The organism is Staphylococcus sp. HMSC14D10 (assembly GCF_001808125.1).
Classification (GTDB): Bacteria; Bacillota; Bacilli; order Staphylococcales; family Staphylococcaceae; genus Staphylococcus; species Staphylococcus haemolyticus.
Window position 1 is genome coordinate 1 of sequence record NZ_KV792279.1, and the last position, 15,786, is coordinate 15,786.

Consider the following 15,786-nt stretch of genomic DNA (forward strand, 5'->3'; position numbering starts at 1 on the left):
ATGTGTCGGCAGTTCGACTCTGTCCTGAACCATTCAATCATTTTGGCGGTTGTGGCGAAGTGGTTAACGCATCGGATTGTGGTTCCGACATTCGAGGGTTCGATTCCCTTCAACCGCCCCATAATCGTTTACTACGCGGGTGTAGTTTAATGGCAAAACCTCAGCCTTCCAAGCTGATGTTGTGGGTTCGATTCCCATCACCCGCTCCATCATATTATTCCGCAGTAGCTCAGTGGTAGAGCTATCGGCTGTTAACCGATCGGTCGTAGGTTCGAATCCTACCTGCGGAGCCATGGCTCCTTGGTCAAGCGGTTAAGACACCGCCCTTTCACGGCGGTAACACGGGTTCGAGTCCCGTAGGAGTCATACAAACAGAAGTGAAATATCGCTTCTGTTTTTTTATGTAATTTAGTTATTAATATTGAGGAGAACTGTCCGAGTCTGGCCGAAGGAGCACGCCTGGAAAGTGTGTAAGCGCCATAAGCGCTTCAAGGGTTCGAATCCCTTGTTCTCCATAATAAAAGCTTATCACAATATGTTTTAGAGTGAGCAAGTGTCAAAGAAGTGCCTAGAAAGTAAAATTTCTGGCACGTTGACCTTGATTTTTTTATTGTTGAAATTGTGATGAAAAGCAACTTTTTAATGAAGTGCGTGGGTAAAACTAAATTTTAGAATTAATAATAAAAAATATCTTTTAATATTATATTAAGCTCAACATAGTGCGTTGAGTTTATAAACGAAATACATTGAATTTCGAGGGTTTAAAATGAAAATTTCAAAACAAGCAGAAAAAGGAGCTAGTGTAGTGGATACGCTAGCTCTTTTCTCATATCATATTAATATTTAAGAGTATTAAAAACATAGATAAACGGAATAAACAAGTTCAGTTTTTAATCATGTTGGTGACATTCAACTATTAGATTATGGATTGAGATAAGAAAATTTAAGAATAATAAGATTTTAATATTTAAATTATTATATAAATATATTATAATACTTATATATCAACAACAATGCGTGGAACTTATAAAACGAAATACATTGAAATCAGTAGCCAGCCTGCTATGAGGCTAGGCAATAATTGAATATCATAGCTTATTTGAGTTTAAAGTGGTAATCATCACTTTAAACTCTTTTTTAATTTAAAAAATAAAGCTAATTCATTGTTTAATGATTGAAATTTTCCAAAATGTCAATTTGTAATAAGCTAATATCACTGAAATATGTTGCTTCTTAAACACAACCAATGCTAACTAACTAAATTATCGTTATAATTATAATGTATTTATATGGAGGAATGAACAGTGGATTTTTGGTTAAAAGAGCAAAGTATTAAAAATAGAGATAAGATAGCAGTTACAGATGGAAATCATTCTATAACTTTTAAGGAATTGTATGATAAAGCATTTTCAATATCAGAACAAATTCTTTCTTTAAATAATAATAGAGTAGGATTGTATATTAAAAACGATATTGCGTCTATCACACTGATTAACGCTTGTTGGTTAGCTAATGTTGAAATAGCAATGCTAAACACGCGATTAACAGAAACTGAAATGATAAATCAAATGAATTCCATCAATGTATCAACAATATTAACGACGCAACCATTTCACTTGTCGGATTTTAATGTAATACATATATCTGAAATAGAACAATATTCAAAACGTATCAATAATCAAACATGTAATTATGATCGAATTGCTTCAATTATGTTTACATCTGGAACGACAGGTCCTCAAAAAGCAGTACCACAAACCTTTAAAAATCATTATGCAAGTGCAATTGGGTGCAAAGAAAGTTTAGGATATGATGAAACCACTAAATGGTTATCTGTTTTACCGATATATCATATTTCAGGTCTTAGTGTTTTATTACGTTCTATAATTGAGGGCTTTACGGTACGTATATTGGAAAAATATAATACACAAACGATGTTATCGATCATTAAGGAAGAAGGACCTACCCATATATCACTAGTCCCACAAACGCTTAAATGGCTTATGGATGCAGGATTAAACCAACCGTTCTCAATTGAGAAAATATTACTTGGAGGTGCCAAATTATCAACTACATTAATTGATGAAGCCCTAAATTATCAGTTACCGATATACAATTCATTTGGAATGACAGAAACGTGTTCTCAATTTCTAACTGCTACACCCGAGATGCTTGCACAACGGTATGATACTGTCGGCAAACCAAGTGAAAATGTTAATGTACGTATTAAACATCCAAATAGTGAAGGTCATGGCGAACTTCTCATAAAAGGGAATAATGTAATGAACGGTTATTTATATCCAGCAGGGTTGAGCGATACTTTTGAGGATGGATACTTTAAGACTGGTGATATAGCAGAAATTGATGAGGAAGGATTTGTGATGGTTTATGATCGTCGCAAAGATTTGATCATAAGTGGTGGGGAAAATATTTATCCATATGAGATTGAATCAATTGCTAAAACACATTCAGATATTAATGACGCTGTATGTGTAGCGCAAGAGGATGAGACATGGGGTCAAATACCAGTACTATATTATGTTTCAGATGATACAATTCCAGAAATAGAATTAACTAAATATTTGAAAACGTATTTGGCAAAATATAAAGTACCCAAAGCCTTTCATCAGGTTGAAAGTTTACCGTACACTTCTACAGGTAAATTACAACGCAACAAAATGATTAATAAAGGACAATAATATGAGGATTAAAGCAGTAAATTTTTATCTTTACAATCATGAATTTAGAGATCCAATTGTAACTCCCAAAGTTAAATTGACATACCGAAAAGCACTTATTGTTGAAATTTTAAGTGAAGATGATCAATCTTTTTTTGGAGAGTGCAATGCATTTGAAACAAATTGGTACAACGAAGAAACAATTGAAACTGTACAAGAAATACTTTCACAATGGTCAGAAAGTATTGTTAAAAAGTCTGTTCATAAATATGAAGATTGGAAACCATATTTAGATATACTTGACAATTATCCCACAGCGAGAAGTACTGTAGTTATGGCGATTTATCAGATGTATCATGATTTACCGAAGTTTAAAGTAGCGTATGGTGCAACGATAAGTGGCATAAGTGCACAACAACTTGAGTATTTAAAACAAACTCAACCCAAACGTATAAAGTTGAAATGGACAGGTCAACTGAATGATGACATCTCACTTTTAGATGACATATTGCCTTATGATTTTGAATTAGCATTAGATGCTAATGAGTCACTAGATGTTTCTGATTTTCAAAAATTAGAATCTATAAATGACCAAAATATATTTTATATAGAAGAACCATTTAAATCGCTTTCTTCAACTTTACACATTGATCATACACAATACCCTGCAATTGCACTCGATGAAAAAGCTACTGATATCAATAGTATTATCTCAATTGTTAACCAATTCCCGGTTAAAGTAGTGATTGTTAAACCATTTAGAGTTGGTGGTCTTGATAGAGTACAATCATTGATTCGTGAATTGAAATCAATTGATATTAAAGTGGTTATAGGTGGAATGTACGAATATGGACTAAGTCGTTACTTTACTGCATTATTAGCTCGAGAAGGTGATTATCCTGGGGATGTAACTCCAGATGGTTATTATTTTACTGACGATTTCACGCAAGGTGTCGGTAAATTAAAAGAGGGGATGATTTCATTTTCCCCCCCTCAAATCGATAAATCAAAATTACTTAAATTAAATTAGTGTCTATGTTTATCCTTTTTTAAAGGAACTGGATCAAATCCACCTTTATGTAGTGGATGACATTTAAGAATGCGACGTATTCCCATGTAGCCGCCTTTGAGTGGGCCGTAAACTTCAATCGCTTCTCGTGTATATTCTGAACACGTAGGATAAAATCGGCATGTGGGTGGTGTCATAGGTGAAATATAGCGTTGATATATATGGATTATTCCAAGAAATAATTTTTTTAACATTATAGACCTCCAACAAGTAATACGATTATAAATAAGTTTAACATATTGAAGGGAGTAGTATGGAACATGGAGTTTCTAGATAAAGATAATAGACGTGTCACAATGTGTTACAAAACGAACAACGACCATCCAGATGGTAATCATGTTTTAGCTATTCCGTTATATCAGAGTCAGTTACTATTTACCCATCATAAATTACGTGGCATCGAGTTCCCGGGTGGTAAGGTTGAAAAAGGAGAAGAAAGCTTACAAGCTATCAAGAGAGAGCTTTTTGAAGAAACAGGAGGCATACCTGAAACGATAGATTATATTGCTCAATATCAGGTTCATACATTCGATAACTCAATTTTCAAAAAAGATGTATATATCGTGAAGGTTAAATCATTTAAAGAGAAAAGTGATTATTTAGAAACGAGAGGGCCATTATTATTTGATAATATTAATTCTATTCCATTAGATAAACAAAGTTATTTAATACAAGATAATGCAATTCTTAAATGTGTTGAGAGGATGATAGAACTTGGATATTATCGCGACTAAGAAAATGCCTATAGCATCAAGAACACACCAATTCGATGAAATTACTTATAAAGTTGATGGCTTAAAAGTAAAAGCATTACAGATGTGTCCTTTAACGAAGACAGTAAAAAGAATCGTAGTATATTTGCGAGGAGGTAAGGGACAAGTCGGACGTGTACGTGCAGCAAGACTAATGCAGTTTGCAAATGATAATACCTTAGTTGTAGGTCCTTATTATAGAGGAAGTAATGGAAGTGAAGGTAGAGATGAGTTTGCTAACGCTGATTTAAAAGATGTTACCTATCTCATAAAGATACTTAAACAACGATTTCCTAATGCATATATACACATGATTGGTTTTTCAAGAGGTGGAATACAAGGACTACTTACATATCAAGATTACCCAGTCGATAGTTACATCATCTGGGGTGGTGTATCAAGTATGCACTTGATGTATGAAGAACGTACTGATTTAAGAGGGATGTTGCGTCGAATGGTAGGACATCCTTCCAAAAATAAAGAATCTTATGACCAAAGAGATGCAATAAAACTTATTGATTCTAATAGTCCACCAATTTTAATCGTTCATGGTGGCAAGGATAAACAAGTAGGTATTCATCATGCCAATTACTTGGAAGAACAATTGAAATTAAAAGGTGTTGTTCATGATACATTTTATCAACTTGATGAAGGGCATGTACCTAGACCACAAGCAATGAAATTAGCGCTCGATTATGTGCATCAATGGATGACGAAATGTGAAGAAATATAATAAGACAACGTATAAGGTTTCAGTACAGTATGCCTTATACATTGTCTTTTTAATAAATATTTAATTATTTGTTAAAGCCACCAGTGTTAGCAATTTCTTCAATTTCTGGACCGAATTTCTTGAAGTTTTCTTCAAAACGTTTGATTAAGTCATCCGCTTGAGCGCGATATTTATCAGAATCACTCCAAGCATTAATTGGATTCAGTATTGTTTTTGGAACATTTTCCATTTCAGTAGGAATACTTAAACCAAATTTCTCATCTTTTGTGAACTCTGCATTTTTCAATTTACCTTTAATTGCTTGATCTACCATATAACGAGTGTAATGTAGACTAATACGTCTACCTACGCCGTATTTACCACCAGTCCAGCCAGTGTTAACTAAATATACATCAACCTCATGTTTATCTATTAGCTCACCTAATAAATCTGCATATTTAATAGGATTAAGTGGTAAGAAAGGTGCACCAAAACAAGTTGAGAATGATGGTTCTGGTTCAGTAACGCCACGCTCAGTTCCAGCTAATTTAGAAGTGAAACCACTTAAGAAATGGTACATCGCTTGAGATTTAGTTAATTTAGCAATAGGTGGAAGTACACCAAATGCGTCAGCAGTTAAGAAAATTATTGTATTAGGATGTGCTGCTTTAGATGGTAATACAATATTATCAATGTGATGAATTGGATAAGCAGCACGTGTATTTTCAGTATATGAATTATCATCGAAATCAACAACACCACGCTCGTTAACCACAGTATTCTCTAATATAGTACCGTATTGAATCGCGTTATAAATTTGAGGTTCTTTTTCTTTAGAAAGGTTGATTGCTTTTGCGTAACAACCACCTTCAATATTGAAAATACCATTTTTATTCCAACCGTGTTCATCATCACCAATCAATTTTCTATCAGGTGCTGCTGATAAAGTTGTTTTACCTGTACCTGATAACCCGAAGAATAAGGCTACGTCTCCTTTATCTCCAACATTCGCAGAACAATGCATACTCATAATATCTTGCATTGGAAGCAAATAGTTCATTACTGAGAAGATACCTTTTTTCATCTCACCAGCATACTCTGTACCACCAATTAAAATGGTTTTATGTTTGAATGAAATGATAACAAAAGTTTCAGATTTAGTTCCATCAACTTCAGGATCAGCTTTAAAGTGAGGTGCTGAAACAATTGTGAAGTTAGGTTTTATATTACTAGCTTCTTCTTTAGAATCTGGGCGGATAAACATGTTTTGAGCAAAAAGGTTGTGCCATGCAAGTTCATTGATAACTGTAAGTTTCAATTGTGTGTCTTTGTCACTACCTGCATAACCATTAAAAACGTAAAGTTCGTCTTTTTTATCAAGATAGTCTAAAACTTTAGAGTAGAGATTTAAGAAAGTTTCTTCATCGATAGGTTGGTTGATATCTCCCCAATGAATATTATCTTTATAAGAAGGTTCTGTAACAATGAATTTATCTTTAGGTGAACGTCCAGTGTATTTACCTGTGCTCGCATTGATAGCACCAAGTTCAGTTAATTCTCCTTCACTATTATCCATAATTTTGTAATAAAGTTGAGTTGTTGAAAGTTGAAAAAGAGAGCTTTCTTTTTCCAATAATTTTTTAATTTTAGGTGTTTCGCCGTATGTATCTACTGACATACCCAATCCCTCCAGCGTGTGTTATAGAAATTCAATATTGTAAGCCTTTACATGAAAATAGTATAACATAATGCCGTAATTATTCCACCTGGAAAAGACAAAAAACATGTAAAAACAAAATTGACATTAATAAATGAATTAGGTAGTATAGTTCTTAACGGATTCTCTTATCCTGAGTGGTGGAGGGACATGGACCCAATGAAACCCAGCAACCTCTTTTTTAAAAGAAAGGTGCCAAACCGTTTGCAGACATATATTCGTCTGAACGATAAGAGCGAATGGACGTTTAAGAGCCTTCTCTCTGTCTTGAATAGTGAAGAAGGCTCTTTTATTTTTGAGCTCACATTTAATAGAGAATTTTCGTAAATATAGTTATAAAAGGAGCAAATCATGACTTACAATAAACGTTTATTTACTTCAGAATCAGTGACAGAAGGACATCCAGATAAGATTGCTGACCAAGTATCTGATGCCATTTTAGATGAAATCTTAAAAGATGACCCTAATGCACGTGTTGCTTGTGAAACTACTGTAACAACTGGAATGGCTCTAATTTCAGGTGAAATATCTACATCAACCTATGTAGATATCCCTAAAGTTGTAAGGGAAACAATTAAAGGTATTGGCTATACTCGTGCTAAATATGGCTATGATTACCAAACTATGGCAGTTTTAACTGCAATCGATGAGCAGTCACCTGATATTGCACAAGGTGTTGACAAAGCACTTGAATACAGAAATGATATTTCAGAAGAAGAGATTGAAGCTACTGGTGCCGGTGACCAAGGTTTAATGTTCGGATATGCTACAAATGAAACAGAAACATATATGCCTTTACCTATCTTTTTATCTCATCAATTAGCTAAACGTTTATCTGATGTACGTAAAGATGGAATTTTAGACTATTTAAGACCGGATGGTAAAGTTCAAGTAACAGTTGAATACGACGAATCAGATAAACCTAAGCGTATTGACACGATTGTAGTATCATCTCAACATGCGGATGACATTGAATTAGAACAAATTCAAAGTGACATTAAAGAACATGTCATATACCCAACAGTTCCTGAAGGATTAATTGATAATGAAACGAAATTCTTTATCAATCCTACTGGAAGATTTGTTATCGGTGGACCTCAAGGTGATGCTGGATTAACAGGTCGTAAAATCATTGTTGATACTTATGGTGGTTATGCACGTCATGGAGGAGGTTGCTTTAGTGGTAAAGACCCAACTAAAGTAGACCGATCAGCAGCTTATGCGGCAAGATATGTAGCTAAAAATATTGTTGCTGCAGGACTAGCAGACCAATGTGAAGTACAACTTGCTTATGCTATTGGCGTGGCTGAACCAGTTTCAATTTCAATTGATACATTTAAAACGGGCAAAGTTTCTGAAGCTCAACTTGTTGAAGCTGTTAGAGCTAACTTTGATTTACGTCCAGCAGGTATCATTAAAATGTTAGATTTAAAGCATCCTATATACAAACAAACTGCTGCTTATGGTCACTTTGGTAGAACAGATGTATTGTTACCATGGGAGAAATTAGATAAAGTCAATGTATTAAAAGATGCTGTTCAAGCTTAATAAACGCTTTAAATAATATAAAGAAATTGTCGAAATTATAGATAGTTTCCATTATAATTAGATTTACTGATAGATTAAAGGAGCGTTGATTTAATGAATTCATTTGGACCAATCGAAATTGGTTTAATCGTAGCAATTGTAGTTGCAATTATCTGTTTAATATTATTCTTAGTTACACTTAAAAGTAAAAACAATATTAAACAGAAAACAAAAGAAGAATACGACTTAAAAGAAAAGCAAATGAAAGCGTCACATGACGAAGCCCTAGAGAAAGAACGCATACAAAATAAAAAGCAAGTTACTAAACAAAAAGAAGATTTTGATGCAACTGTAAGCGGTAAAGATCGTGAAATTGATGCATTGAAACTATTCTCAAAAAACAAAAGTGAATATGTTACGGATATGCGCTTAATTGGAATTAGAGATCGTTTAGTGAAAGAAAAACGTATTAGACCTGAAGATATGCATATTATGGCAAACATCTTCTTACCAAGTAATGAATTCAATGATATTGAACGCATTAGTCACCTTGTACTTACGCGTACAGGCCTATATATTATAGATTCTCAACTATTAAAAGGGCATGTTTATCAAGGTATAAGTGGTAAGCAATTTAACGAATTGCCTATGATGGAACAAGTATTTAGTACTTTGGATTTAGATGCTAAGTTACCTCAAACACTAGTACTCGATCAAAATGAAGATAAATCTTCATTGTCATTTGTTAATTACTCAGAACAACTTACTTCAATTGAAAAGTTAGCGTCAGACTTGCAAACACAATTAGGGGCTAAATATACGCCAACTGCGATTTTATATTTTAATCCTAAACACGATGGAGACGTAACGATTTCAAATTATGCACAAAGTTCAAGTGTTAAAGTTCTAGTGGGACCTGATCAATTAGATGAGTTCTTTAATAAATTTGTATTCCATGGTCGTATTCAATATAACGTAGATGAATTACAAAATGTTATGGATAAAATTGAATCATTTAATTAGTATTAATCCGAGATATGGTTATATCTCGGATTTTTTAATTTTGAGGAGAAGCTTATTAAAATAATAAACTAATATTAAAGTTTTCAATAATGACAATTATGGGAATAGAGTAGTAATTATTAAAATATAAAGAAAAGAGGTTTCTTTTATGGAAACAATTGAATTTTATAATGGTCACACAATGCCTAAAGTTGGAATTGGTACCTTTAGAGTAGAAAATAACGATGAATGTAAGGAGGCAGTTAAACATGCAATTGTCTCAGGTTATCGTAGTATTGATACAGCTAAAGTATATGGTAATGAAGAACAAGTTGGTTTAGGAATTAAAGAAGGTCTAGAAGCTACTGGGTTAGAACGTAAAGATTTATTCATTACATCAAAACTATATTTTGAAGATTTTGGGCGCGAAAATGTTGCAAATGCTTATGAAACAAGTATCAATAAATTAGGACTAGATTATTTAGATTTATATCTTGTTCATTGGCCTGGTACTAATGAAGCAATAATGATTGATACATGGAAAGGTATGGAAGATTTATATAAAGATAATAAGGTTAAAAATATTGGTGTAAGTAACTTCAATGCAGAACACTTTGAAGCATTATTAGCTCAAGTTTCTATTAAGCCAGTCATCAACCAAGTAGAATTTCACCCATATTTTACTCAAAATAAACTACGTAAATATTTAGAAGTACAAAATATCCATATGGAGTCATGGTCACCATTTATGAATGCCCAAATCTTAGGTGATGAAACACTTAATCAAATTGGCAAAGAAGTTAATAAATCGGCAGCACAAGTCGTCATTCGTTGGAACATGCAACATGGTGTCATCGTTATTCCTAAATCAGTTACACCTCAAAGAATAGAGGAAAATATTAATGTTTTTGATTTCGAACTAACAGATGAACAAATGGAACGAATTGATTCTCTAAACAAAGATCAGCGCATTGGTCCTGATCCAGCAACATTTGAGGGACATTAATAAAAATATAAAAATACACTTCATAGTTGCAAGATTTAATCTTAAAACTATGAAGTGTATTTATTTATATCGAATAACCAATAAAGCAAGAGATAAACCCTATTACAAATTGTAAAATAGAATAACTAAAAAATTGAACAGGTTTAAAACTTGGCGAAATAAATTGGACGATTTCATAAGACAGAGTTGAAAAGGTTGTTAATCCTCCAAGAACGCCAGTTATAAAAAACAGTGAAAATAATTGATAATCTTGAGCTATCCCATACACGAAGCCAATTAAGAAACTACCAACGAGATTGACTATTAAAGTTGCAATCGGTATAGGTGACGTTATTTTACTTTTAAAGACATCTGTTAACCAAGCTCTGATAACAGCACCAATGCCACCACCTACCATAATAAGTAGTATATGTATCATGCAGGTTGCCCCCCTAATTTAACACCTAACCAGCAGAAAAGAATGCCTCCTATATAACTGGTTAAGCCATAGATAAAGAGCAAAGCGATACTATTATTTTGTGACATTGTAACTAACTCAAATTGGAAGGTTGAAAAGGTGGTTAAAGCACCTAGTAGTCCCGTTGTGACACCTTTTTTAATTAGTGGGTTGTTTTTAAAAAATTGAATGGATAACGAAGATAAATATCCCATTGAAAATGCACCCACAATATTCGCAATTAATGTACCGAGTGGTAATCCAGAATCGGCATTAAGAGTTGATAAGACATATCTTAGTAATGCCCCAAATAAGCCCCCAATAAACACAAATAAATATTGCATTTTGTCACACCTATTCATTATTTTTATTACGTTAAACAGTAATCGTTAATTATTTTTAAATTAAAAAGTTAGTTCTGGCATTTAAAAAAGTTTACGACAATATACCAAATGTCTTAATTGAGGCATAGATATGGAATACAATCACCAATAAAATGAGTATTGGCAAAATTTTACTCGCAATTCTTATCCATCCTTGTTTATCACCTAAATGTTTAATCGCTTTATCTGAGAATATAATAGAAACAATTAATATAATCACATTAATGATACTACACGCAATAAGTAAATATTTAACAGAAGTAATTTGCTGACTTAATAGTGGGTTGAATGTATTAAAATAAAAACTTATGATGAGTAAAATTATTGAGATATAGAAGTATTTTTTTGGTTTAGACATAATGTTCCTCCTACCTAATATCATCTAATCATATTACCATATTTTAATTAACATTTAATAGTGACTAGTGAATTTGATAATTAATTTTGTTAAAAAGCAAAACATTCGCCAAGTGTTTCTAAGAATGATATAAATAATTTATAAATATTTTATTGATGCGGAATAGTCTGATCATCATATGAAAAGAAGCATATACATATAAGAGATCTATTGTGATGTAATTTAACTATCATCGTAATCGTAAATAAAGGAGGAAGAATGTAATGGCAAAATTAAATGTCGAAGTATTTGCAGATGGCGCAGATATTGAACAAATGAAAGCAGCATATAAAAATAAAGAGGTAGACGGTTTCACTACTAATCCTAGCTTAATGGCTAAAGCGGGTGTAACAGACTATAAATCATTCGCTGAAGAAGCGGTTAAAGAAATTCCAGATGCATCTATTTCATTTGAAGTATTCGCTGATGATTTAGAAACTATGGAAAAAGAAGCTGAAATATTAAAACAATATGGTGATAATGTTTTTGTCAAAATTCCAGTTGTGAATACTAAAGGTGAATCAACAATTCCGTTAATTAAAAAATTATCAGCGGACAATGTGCGTTTAAATGTTACTGCAGTGTACACTATTGAGCAAGTAAAAGAAATTACTGAAGCGGTAACTGAAGGAGTACCTACATATATTTCAGTATTTGCGGGTAGAATAGCTGATACTGGTGTTGATCCATTACCTTTGATGAAAGAATCAGTAGATGTGGCGCATAGTAAAGAAGGCGTTAAATTATTATGGGCAAGTTGTCGTGAATTATTTAATGTTATTCAGGCAAATGAAATTGGTGCCGACATTATTACATGTCCAGCAGATGTAGTTAAGAAAGTAAATACTAATTTAGGTCGAGATATTAATGAATTATCAGTTGATACTGTAAAAGGTTTCGCTAAGGATATTCAAAGCTCAGGTTTATCTATCCTTTAAAATTTAAAAATTAAAAATAACTCCGTTATATAAGATATTGATTAGAACTTCTACATACAATTAACATTTTCATGTCTGTGTATAGATTCTCTAAATCAATCTCTTTCAGAAACGGAGTATTTTTATATAGTAAAGCTTATGTTTTTTAACTTGTAAGTAATTAAGAACTTCGCTAAAATTTAAAAGAAATCATATTAGAAGGAGATAACCACATAGTATGAAATATACAGAATTTGAAGAGAAAGTTAAAAAACAATTGTGGTTTTTAAATAAAAAGGAAAAAAAGCTATTACAAAATAATTTAACGCATTACCATAATAAGGTTGAGGGTAATGAAGGGGATATTCAGTCAAAGAAATATCGCAAACCAATTCAGTACGCAAATCAATTTTTAAAAAATAACATATTTAAACAAAAAGAAGTGGCAAGCTCCACATTGTTATTTTTACTAATTGGAATTGTACTCATTTATGCTTTCTTGCTAGGGTTATTTTTAACAGGGTTTATTACAAGTCTTACTGCAGTGAATTATTTTATAAATCCACAAGTTTCAATGCCAGTTATAAATGTGATCTTAATTTTAATAGGTGCAATACTTCTTGCAATCGTAAGTTTATTACTCATTAAATCAGTTACTGCATTTTTTACAAAAAAATTATTAGAATATAAATTTAATAAATCTGCATAGTTTTTTGTACTAAATGATACAATAATGTACTTTCTTGCCATTTTTTATAAATTAACGAATAGGGTTCATCAACTTGTAATTGGATATTGTTTTCAAAAGTAATGATGACGCCATTTGTAGTAGAAGTTAATCCAATAATTGTTAATGCGTTGATGTAAGTTTGTAAAGGTGCACGTTGATGTTTAATAGGGAAGAGGACAACTTTGTCAGATATATATAAAGGTACTAATTTATTAATTGCTAATAATCGTTTTGCCAACTTTAGCCTTTGCAAATACGATTGATTATGCTGTTCGAAATAATAAATTAGTACCTTTTTAATTGGAAAAGGTAGCACCATGTCATAAGTCGAAAAGCAGCATTTAGTTTTATGTTCACTATGTTGCAATGTTTGAATATAAAGCAAATGGTAAGAATTGTGTGGAATCATATTATTCACCTTTAAAATAATAATCGGTGAGCTTTTTTATAGAAGAGGATTTATACTTTTTAATACTCGATAAAGAGACATGCATTAAGTCGGCAATTTCGAATTGTTTATAGCCTTGAATAAAATAGTTATACCATGCGAGTTCTTGTGCATTTAAAATTTTGGAAATGTCATTATAGTCGAAGAAAGTTATCTCTGTATTAATAGAAGTAATTTGAGGAGTTTGTAAATTATCGACTTCAACTATTTCTGGTTTTAAATTTTCTTTTCTAAATAAGTCAATTAAGTAAAAATTGAGCCGTTGATAGAGATAAGAGGATAAACAAATATTTGAATTCTTATTGTAATTCTTAGATAATTGCCACAGTTTAATTAGCAATAACTGATAAAATTCATCATAATTATACTTGACGTAATAACGTTTTAACAAATAATGAATAATTCTATGATATTTATGATATATGTCATCAAAATTCATTGTACTTGGAATTCGCTCCTAGGTTAAGTACTTAAACAAAATTTCCGGATATCTAAAATTTAAACTAACTTATTTAAATTATCATTTGCGTAAATTGAAAAAAGGGTGTTAAATAGTAAACATAGAATAATGAAAGTATGCAAAATAATGGTTTAAGTCATAAGTAACTCAGTAATGCGACAATTAATTATGAACATACCTAACATTCATAAATATATTTAAGTTCTAGTCAATTTGTAACGTGGGAGGTATAAATTTGGATTACGCACATTTAAATTTAGAGCATTTTTTTGCAAGAAATGATGATTTAGACATAATTAGGGATCGTTCTGAATTTGTAATGATTAACAATTTCACAAATGAAATGATGTATCGAGATGGTGAAATAGAAGGAACAGTTGATTTAAATCAATATTATTACAAGAATAGATCTCAAGCAGCTAGTTTTATAATGATGGATTATCGCAAAGATAACTAACAATAAATAGTTATGCTTTATGGAATCAAGTAATGAAATTCTATATGTTTCATTACTTTTTATTTTGCAAAGTTTCATTTTGATTACTTTTATTTTATGAATATGTAACATCGCAAGTATAAAATTGTTTATAAGAATTAATAATGTTAAACTTTATTATCATAAAGATTTTAAAGAAAAAACAACATTGACCTAAGAGGTGTGAATATGACGAAGCACAAAAAAGGCTCAATTATTAGCCTAGTGGGGTTATTGATTGTTTTAGTCGCAGCAGGTTTTATTTTCTTTACTATGATTTCAGATCAAATATTCTTTAAAAAAGTAAATGAAGAAGAAAAAGTAGAGCATTTAAACGTTACACTAAATAAAGCTGCCGATAAACAAATTGATAATTACACAAGTCAACAAGTCTCTAACAAGAATAATACTGCTTGGAGAGATGCTTCAGATAATGAAATAAAAGCTGCAATGGACAGTAGTAAGTTCATTGATGATGACAAACAAAAGTATCAATTTTTAGATTTATCTAAATATCAAGGTATTGATGAAAACCGTATTAAGCGTATGTTATTCGATCGACCTATGTTATTAAAGCATACTGATGCATTTATTAGTGCTGCTAAAGAGAAACATGTGAATGAAGTTTATTTAATTTCTCATGCTTTATTAGAAACTGGTTCAGTTAAAAGTGAATTAGCCAAGGGTGTAGAAATTGATGGTAAAAAATATTATAACTTCTATGGTGTAGGTGCTCTCGATAGTGATCCTATTAAAACTGGTTCAGAATACGCAAAAAAACACGGTTGGGATACTCCAGAGAAAGCCATCAAAGGTGGTGCTGATTTTATTCACCAACACTTCCTATCACATGATGATCAAAATACGCTATACAGTATGAGATGGAATCCTAAAAATCCAGGTGAACATCAATATGCTACTGATATTAAATGGGCAGAAAGTAATGCTCAAATCATCGCAGATTTCTATAAAGAGATGAAAACAGAAGGTAAATATTTTAAATTATACGTATACAAAGATGATAATAAACATCAAAAATAAATAATTGTGGCTCTACGTCAAATCGGACTGATGAGT

18 protein-coding genes, 5 tRNA genes and 1 riboswitch are annotated in these 15,786 nt (G+C 31.8%); of the genes, 16 read left to right on the forward strand and 7 right to left on the reverse strand.

Annotated elements, in window-relative coordinates; translation table 11 throughout:
* Positions 1 to 45: 45 nt before the first annotated feature.
* The 7 genes from HMPREF3134_RS11550 (at position 46) to menC (ending at position 3,708) form a co-directional block, all read left to right on the forward strand.
* A tRNA-His gene (locus tag HMPREF3134_RS11550) sits at positions 46 to 121 on the forward strand.
* A gap of 14 nt (positions 122 to 135) precedes the next feature.
* A tRNA-Gly gene (locus HMPREF3134_RS11555) sits at positions 136 to 209 on the forward strand.
* Positions 210 to 218: 9 nt separating this feature from the next.
* Positions 219 to 293 (forward strand) — tRNA-Asn (locus tag HMPREF3134_RS11560).
* A gap of 1 nt (position 294) precedes the next feature.
* Positions 295 to 366: transfer RNA gene (locus tag HMPREF3134_RS11565), tRNA-Glu, on the forward strand.
* Positions 367 to 425: 59 nt separating this feature from the next.
* Positions 426 to 515: transfer RNA gene (locus HMPREF3134_RS11570), tRNA-Ser, on the forward strand.
* Between the two features lie 789 nt (positions 516 to 1,304).
* Positions 1,305 to 2,699: an o-succinylbenzoate--CoA ligase gene (menE, locus tag HMPREF3134_RS11575; protein ID WP_053025188.1), complete on the forward strand. Its 1,395-nt coding sequence runs from the start codon at positions 1,305 to 1,307 to the stop codon at positions 2,697 to 2,699.
* A 1-nt stretch (position 2,700) separates the two neighbouring features.
* Positions 2,701 to 3,708: an o-succinylbenzoate synthase gene (gene menC, locus HMPREF3134_RS11580; protein WP_070443023.1), complete on the forward strand. Its 1,008-nt coding sequence runs from the start codon at positions 2,701 to 2,703 to the stop codon at positions 3,706 to 3,708.
* Here menC and yidD read toward each other — a convergent pair.
* A complete protein-coding gene (gene yidD, locus HMPREF3134_RS11585; protein ID WP_016931379.1) occupies positions 3,705 to 3,941 on the reverse strand; it encodes a membrane protein insertion efficiency factor YidD in 237 nt (78 codons plus the stop codon). The two genes, menC and yidD, sit on opposite strands and share 4 nt — an antisense overlap.
* A gap of 66 nt (positions 3,942 to 4,007) precedes the next feature.
* Here yidD and ytkD point away from each other — a divergent pair, with 66 nt between their 5' ends.
* On the forward strand, positions 4,008 to 4,481 hold the full coding sequence (gene ytkD / locus HMPREF3134_RS11590; RefSeq protein WP_053025186.1) for an RNA deprotection pyrophosphohydrolase: 474 nt from the start codon (positions 4,008 to 4,010) through the stop codon (positions 4,479 to 4,481).
* Positions 4,462 to 5,232: an alpha/beta hydrolase family protein gene (locus tag HMPREF3134_RS11595; RefSeq protein ID WP_053025185.1), complete on the forward strand. Its 771-nt coding sequence runs from the start codon at positions 4,462 to 4,464 to the stop codon at positions 5,230 to 5,232. The genes ytkD and HMPREF3134_RS11595 overlap by 20 nt, the downstream gene beginning before the upstream one ends.
* Positions 5,233 to 5,296: 64 nt before the next feature.
* Here the strand turns inward: HMPREF3134_RS11595 and pckA are convergent, their stop codons facing one another.
* Entirely contained in the window at positions 5,297 to 6,889 is a 1,593-nt protein-coding gene (pckA, locus tag HMPREF3134_RS11600) for a phosphoenolpyruvate carboxykinase (ATP) (protein WP_070443025.1), read from the reverse strand.
* A 164-nt stretch (positions 6,890 to 7,053) separates the two neighbouring features.
* Positions 7,054 to 7,164, forward strand: a riboswitch (SAM riboswitch).
* A gap of 115 nt (positions 7,165 to 7,279) precedes the next feature.
* Between pckA and metK the strand changes: the two genes are divergently transcribed.
* The 3 genes from metK to HMPREF3134_RS11615 all read left to right on the forward strand — a co-directional run bounded on the left by metK (position 7,280) and on the right by HMPREF3134_RS11615 (position 10,463).
* Entirely contained in the window at positions 7,280 to 8,476 is a 1,197-nt protein-coding gene (gene metK, locus HMPREF3134_RS11605) for a methionine adenosyltransferase (RefSeq protein WP_037538587.1), read from the forward strand.
* Between the two features lie 93 nt (positions 8,477 to 8,569).
* On the forward strand, positions 8,570 to 9,478 hold the full coding sequence (locus HMPREF3134_RS11610; protein WP_037552248.1) for a hypothetical protein: 909 nt from the start codon (positions 8,570 to 8,572) through the stop codon (positions 9,476 to 9,478).
* Between the two features lie 148 nt (positions 9,479 to 9,626).
* Positions 9,627 to 10,463, forward strand: a complete 837-nt coding sequence (locus HMPREF3134_RS11615; protein ID WP_070443026.1) for an aldo/keto reductase — start codon at positions 9,627 to 9,629, stop codon at positions 10,461 to 10,463.
* A 64-nt stretch (positions 10,464 to 10,527) separates the two neighbouring features.
* On the opposite strand, the gene HMPREF3134_RS11620 is transcribed toward HMPREF3134_RS11615, so the two are convergent.
* The 3 genes from HMPREF3134_RS11620 to HMPREF3134_RS11630 form a co-directional block, all read right to left on the reverse strand.
* Positions 10,528 to 10,881: a fluoride efflux transporter FluC gene (locus tag HMPREF3134_RS11620; protein WP_053025183.1), complete on the reverse strand. Its 354-nt coding sequence runs from the start codon at positions 10,879 to 10,881 to the stop codon at positions 10,528 to 10,530.
* Positions 10,878 to 11,243 carry a fluoride efflux transporter CrcB gene (gene crcB, locus HMPREF3134_RS11625; RefSeq protein WP_070443028.1) on the reverse strand — a complete coding sequence of 122 codons (366 nt, stop codon included), beginning with the start codon at positions 11,241 to 11,243 and terminating at the stop codon, positions 10,878 to 10,880. Before crcB ends, HMPREF3134_RS11620 begins: the two co-directional genes overlap by 4 nt.
* A 91-nt stretch (positions 11,244 to 11,334) precedes the next feature.
* Positions 11,335 to 11,640, reverse strand: a complete 306-nt coding sequence (locus HMPREF3134_RS11630; RefSeq protein WP_070443030.1) for a hypothetical protein — start codon at positions 11,638 to 11,640, stop codon at positions 11,335 to 11,337.
* 263 nt (positions 11,641 to 11,903) lie between these two features.
* Between HMPREF3134_RS11630 and HMPREF3134_RS11635 the strand changes: the two genes are divergently transcribed.
* Both HMPREF3134_RS11635 and HMPREF3134_RS11640 read left to right on the forward strand, forming a co-directional pair.
* Complete coding sequence (locus HMPREF3134_RS11635; protein ID WP_070443032.1) at positions 11,904 to 12,617, forward strand: transaldolase; 714 nt, start codon at positions 11,904 to 11,906, stop codon at positions 12,615 to 12,617.
* Between the two features lie 217 nt (positions 12,618 to 12,834).
* Positions 12,835 to 13,305, forward strand: coding sequence for a hypothetical protein (locus tag HMPREF3134_RS11640; RefSeq protein WP_070443034.1), 471 nt, complete (start codon positions 12,835 to 12,837; stop codon positions 13,303 to 13,305).
* Here HMPREF3134_RS11640 and HMPREF3134_RS11645 read toward each other — a convergent pair.
* Positions 13,289 to 13,735: a competence protein ComK gene (locus tag HMPREF3134_RS11645; RefSeq protein WP_037552261.1), complete on the reverse strand. Its 447-nt coding sequence runs from the start codon at positions 13,733 to 13,735 to the stop codon at positions 13,289 to 13,291. The genes HMPREF3134_RS11640 and HMPREF3134_RS11645 overlap by 17 nt on opposite strands.
* Before the next feature lies 1 nt (position 13,736).
* The gene (locus tag HMPREF3134_RS11650; protein WP_037552263.1) at positions 13,737 to 14,213 is read right to left on the reverse strand and encodes a sigma-70 family RNA polymerase sigma factor; all 477 of its coding nucleotides are present in this window, start codon (positions 14,211 to 14,213) and stop codon (positions 13,737 to 13,739) included.
* 256 nt (positions 14,214 to 14,469) lie between these two features.
* Here HMPREF3134_RS11650 and HMPREF3134_RS11655 point away from each other — a divergent pair, with 256 nt between their 5' ends.
* Together HMPREF3134_RS11655 and HMPREF3134_RS11660 are read left to right on the forward strand one after the other, a co-directional pair.
* Entirely contained in the window at positions 14,470 to 14,691 is a 222-nt protein-coding gene (locus HMPREF3134_RS11655; RefSeq protein ID WP_011275450.1) for a hypothetical protein, read from the forward strand.
* Between the two features lie 207 nt (positions 14,692 to 14,898).
* Entirely contained in the window at positions 14,899 to 15,750 is an 852-nt protein-coding gene (locus HMPREF3134_RS11660; protein WP_037552266.1) for a peptidoglycan release complex glucosaminidase SagB, read from the forward strand.
* Positions 15,751 to 15,786: the final 36 nt, after the last annotated feature.

What these genes read in the sequence shown, in the direction of transcription:
- HMPREF3134_RS11650 (WP_037552263.1), bottom strand. Translation starts at nt 14,213, where the DNA reads ATGAATTTTGATGACATATATCATAAATATCATAGAATTATTCATTAT.
- menC (WP_070443023.1), top strand. Translation starts at nt 2,701, where the DNA reads ATGAGGATTAAAGCAGTAAATTTTTATCTTTACAATCATGAATTTAGA.
- HMPREF3134_RS11615 (WP_070443026.1), top strand. Translation starts at nt 9,627, where the DNA reads ATGGAAACAATTGAATTTTATAATGGTCACACAATGCCTAAAGTTGGA.
- HMPREF3134_RS11610 (WP_037552248.1), top strand. Translation starts at nt 8,570, where the DNA reads ATGAATTCATTTGGACCAATCGAAATTGGTTTAATCGTAGCAATTGTA.
- HMPREF3134_RS11630 (WP_070443030.1), bottom strand. Translation starts at nt 11,640, where the DNA reads ATGTCTAAACCAAAAAAATACTTCTATATCTCAATAATTTTACTCATC.
- HMPREF3134_RS11620 (WP_053025183.1), bottom strand. Translation starts at nt 10,881, where the DNA reads ATGATACATATACTACTTATTATGGTAGGTGGTGGCATTGGTGCTGTT.
- HMPREF3134_RS11640 (WP_070443034.1), top strand. Translation starts at nt 12,835, where the DNA reads ATGAAATATACAGAATTTGAAGAGAAAGTTAAAAAACAATTGTGGTTT.
- HMPREF3134_RS11635 (WP_070443032.1), top strand. Translation starts at nt 11,904, where the DNA reads ATGGCAAAATTAAATGTCGAAGTATTTGCAGATGGCGCAGATATTGAA.
- yidD (WP_016931379.1), bottom strand. Translation starts at nt 3,941, where the DNA reads ATGTTAAAAAAATTATTTCTTGGAATAATCCATATATATCAACGCTAT.
- pckA (WP_070443025.1), bottom strand. Translation starts at nt 6,889, where the DNA reads ATGTCAGTAGATACATACGGCGAAACACCTAAAATTAAAAAATTATTG.
- metK (WP_037538587.1), top strand. Translation starts at nt 7,280, where the DNA reads ATGACTTACAATAAACGTTTATTTACTTCAGAATCAGTGACAGAAGGA.
- HMPREF3134_RS11660 (WP_037552266.1), top strand. Translation starts at nt 14,899, where the DNA reads ATGACGAAGCACAAAAAAGGCTCAATTATTAGCCTAGTGGGGTTATTG.
- ytkD (WP_053025186.1), top strand. Translation starts at nt 4,008, where the DNA reads ATGGAGTTTCTAGATAAAGATAATAGACGTGTCACAATGTGTTACAAA.
- crcB (WP_070443028.1), bottom strand. Translation starts at nt 11,243, where the DNA reads ATGCAATATTTATTTGTGTTTATTGGGGGCTTATTTGGGGCATTACTA.
- HMPREF3134_RS11645 (WP_037552261.1), bottom strand. Translation starts at nt 13,735, where the DNA reads ATGATTCCACACAATTCTTACCATTTGCTTTATATTCAAACATTGCAA.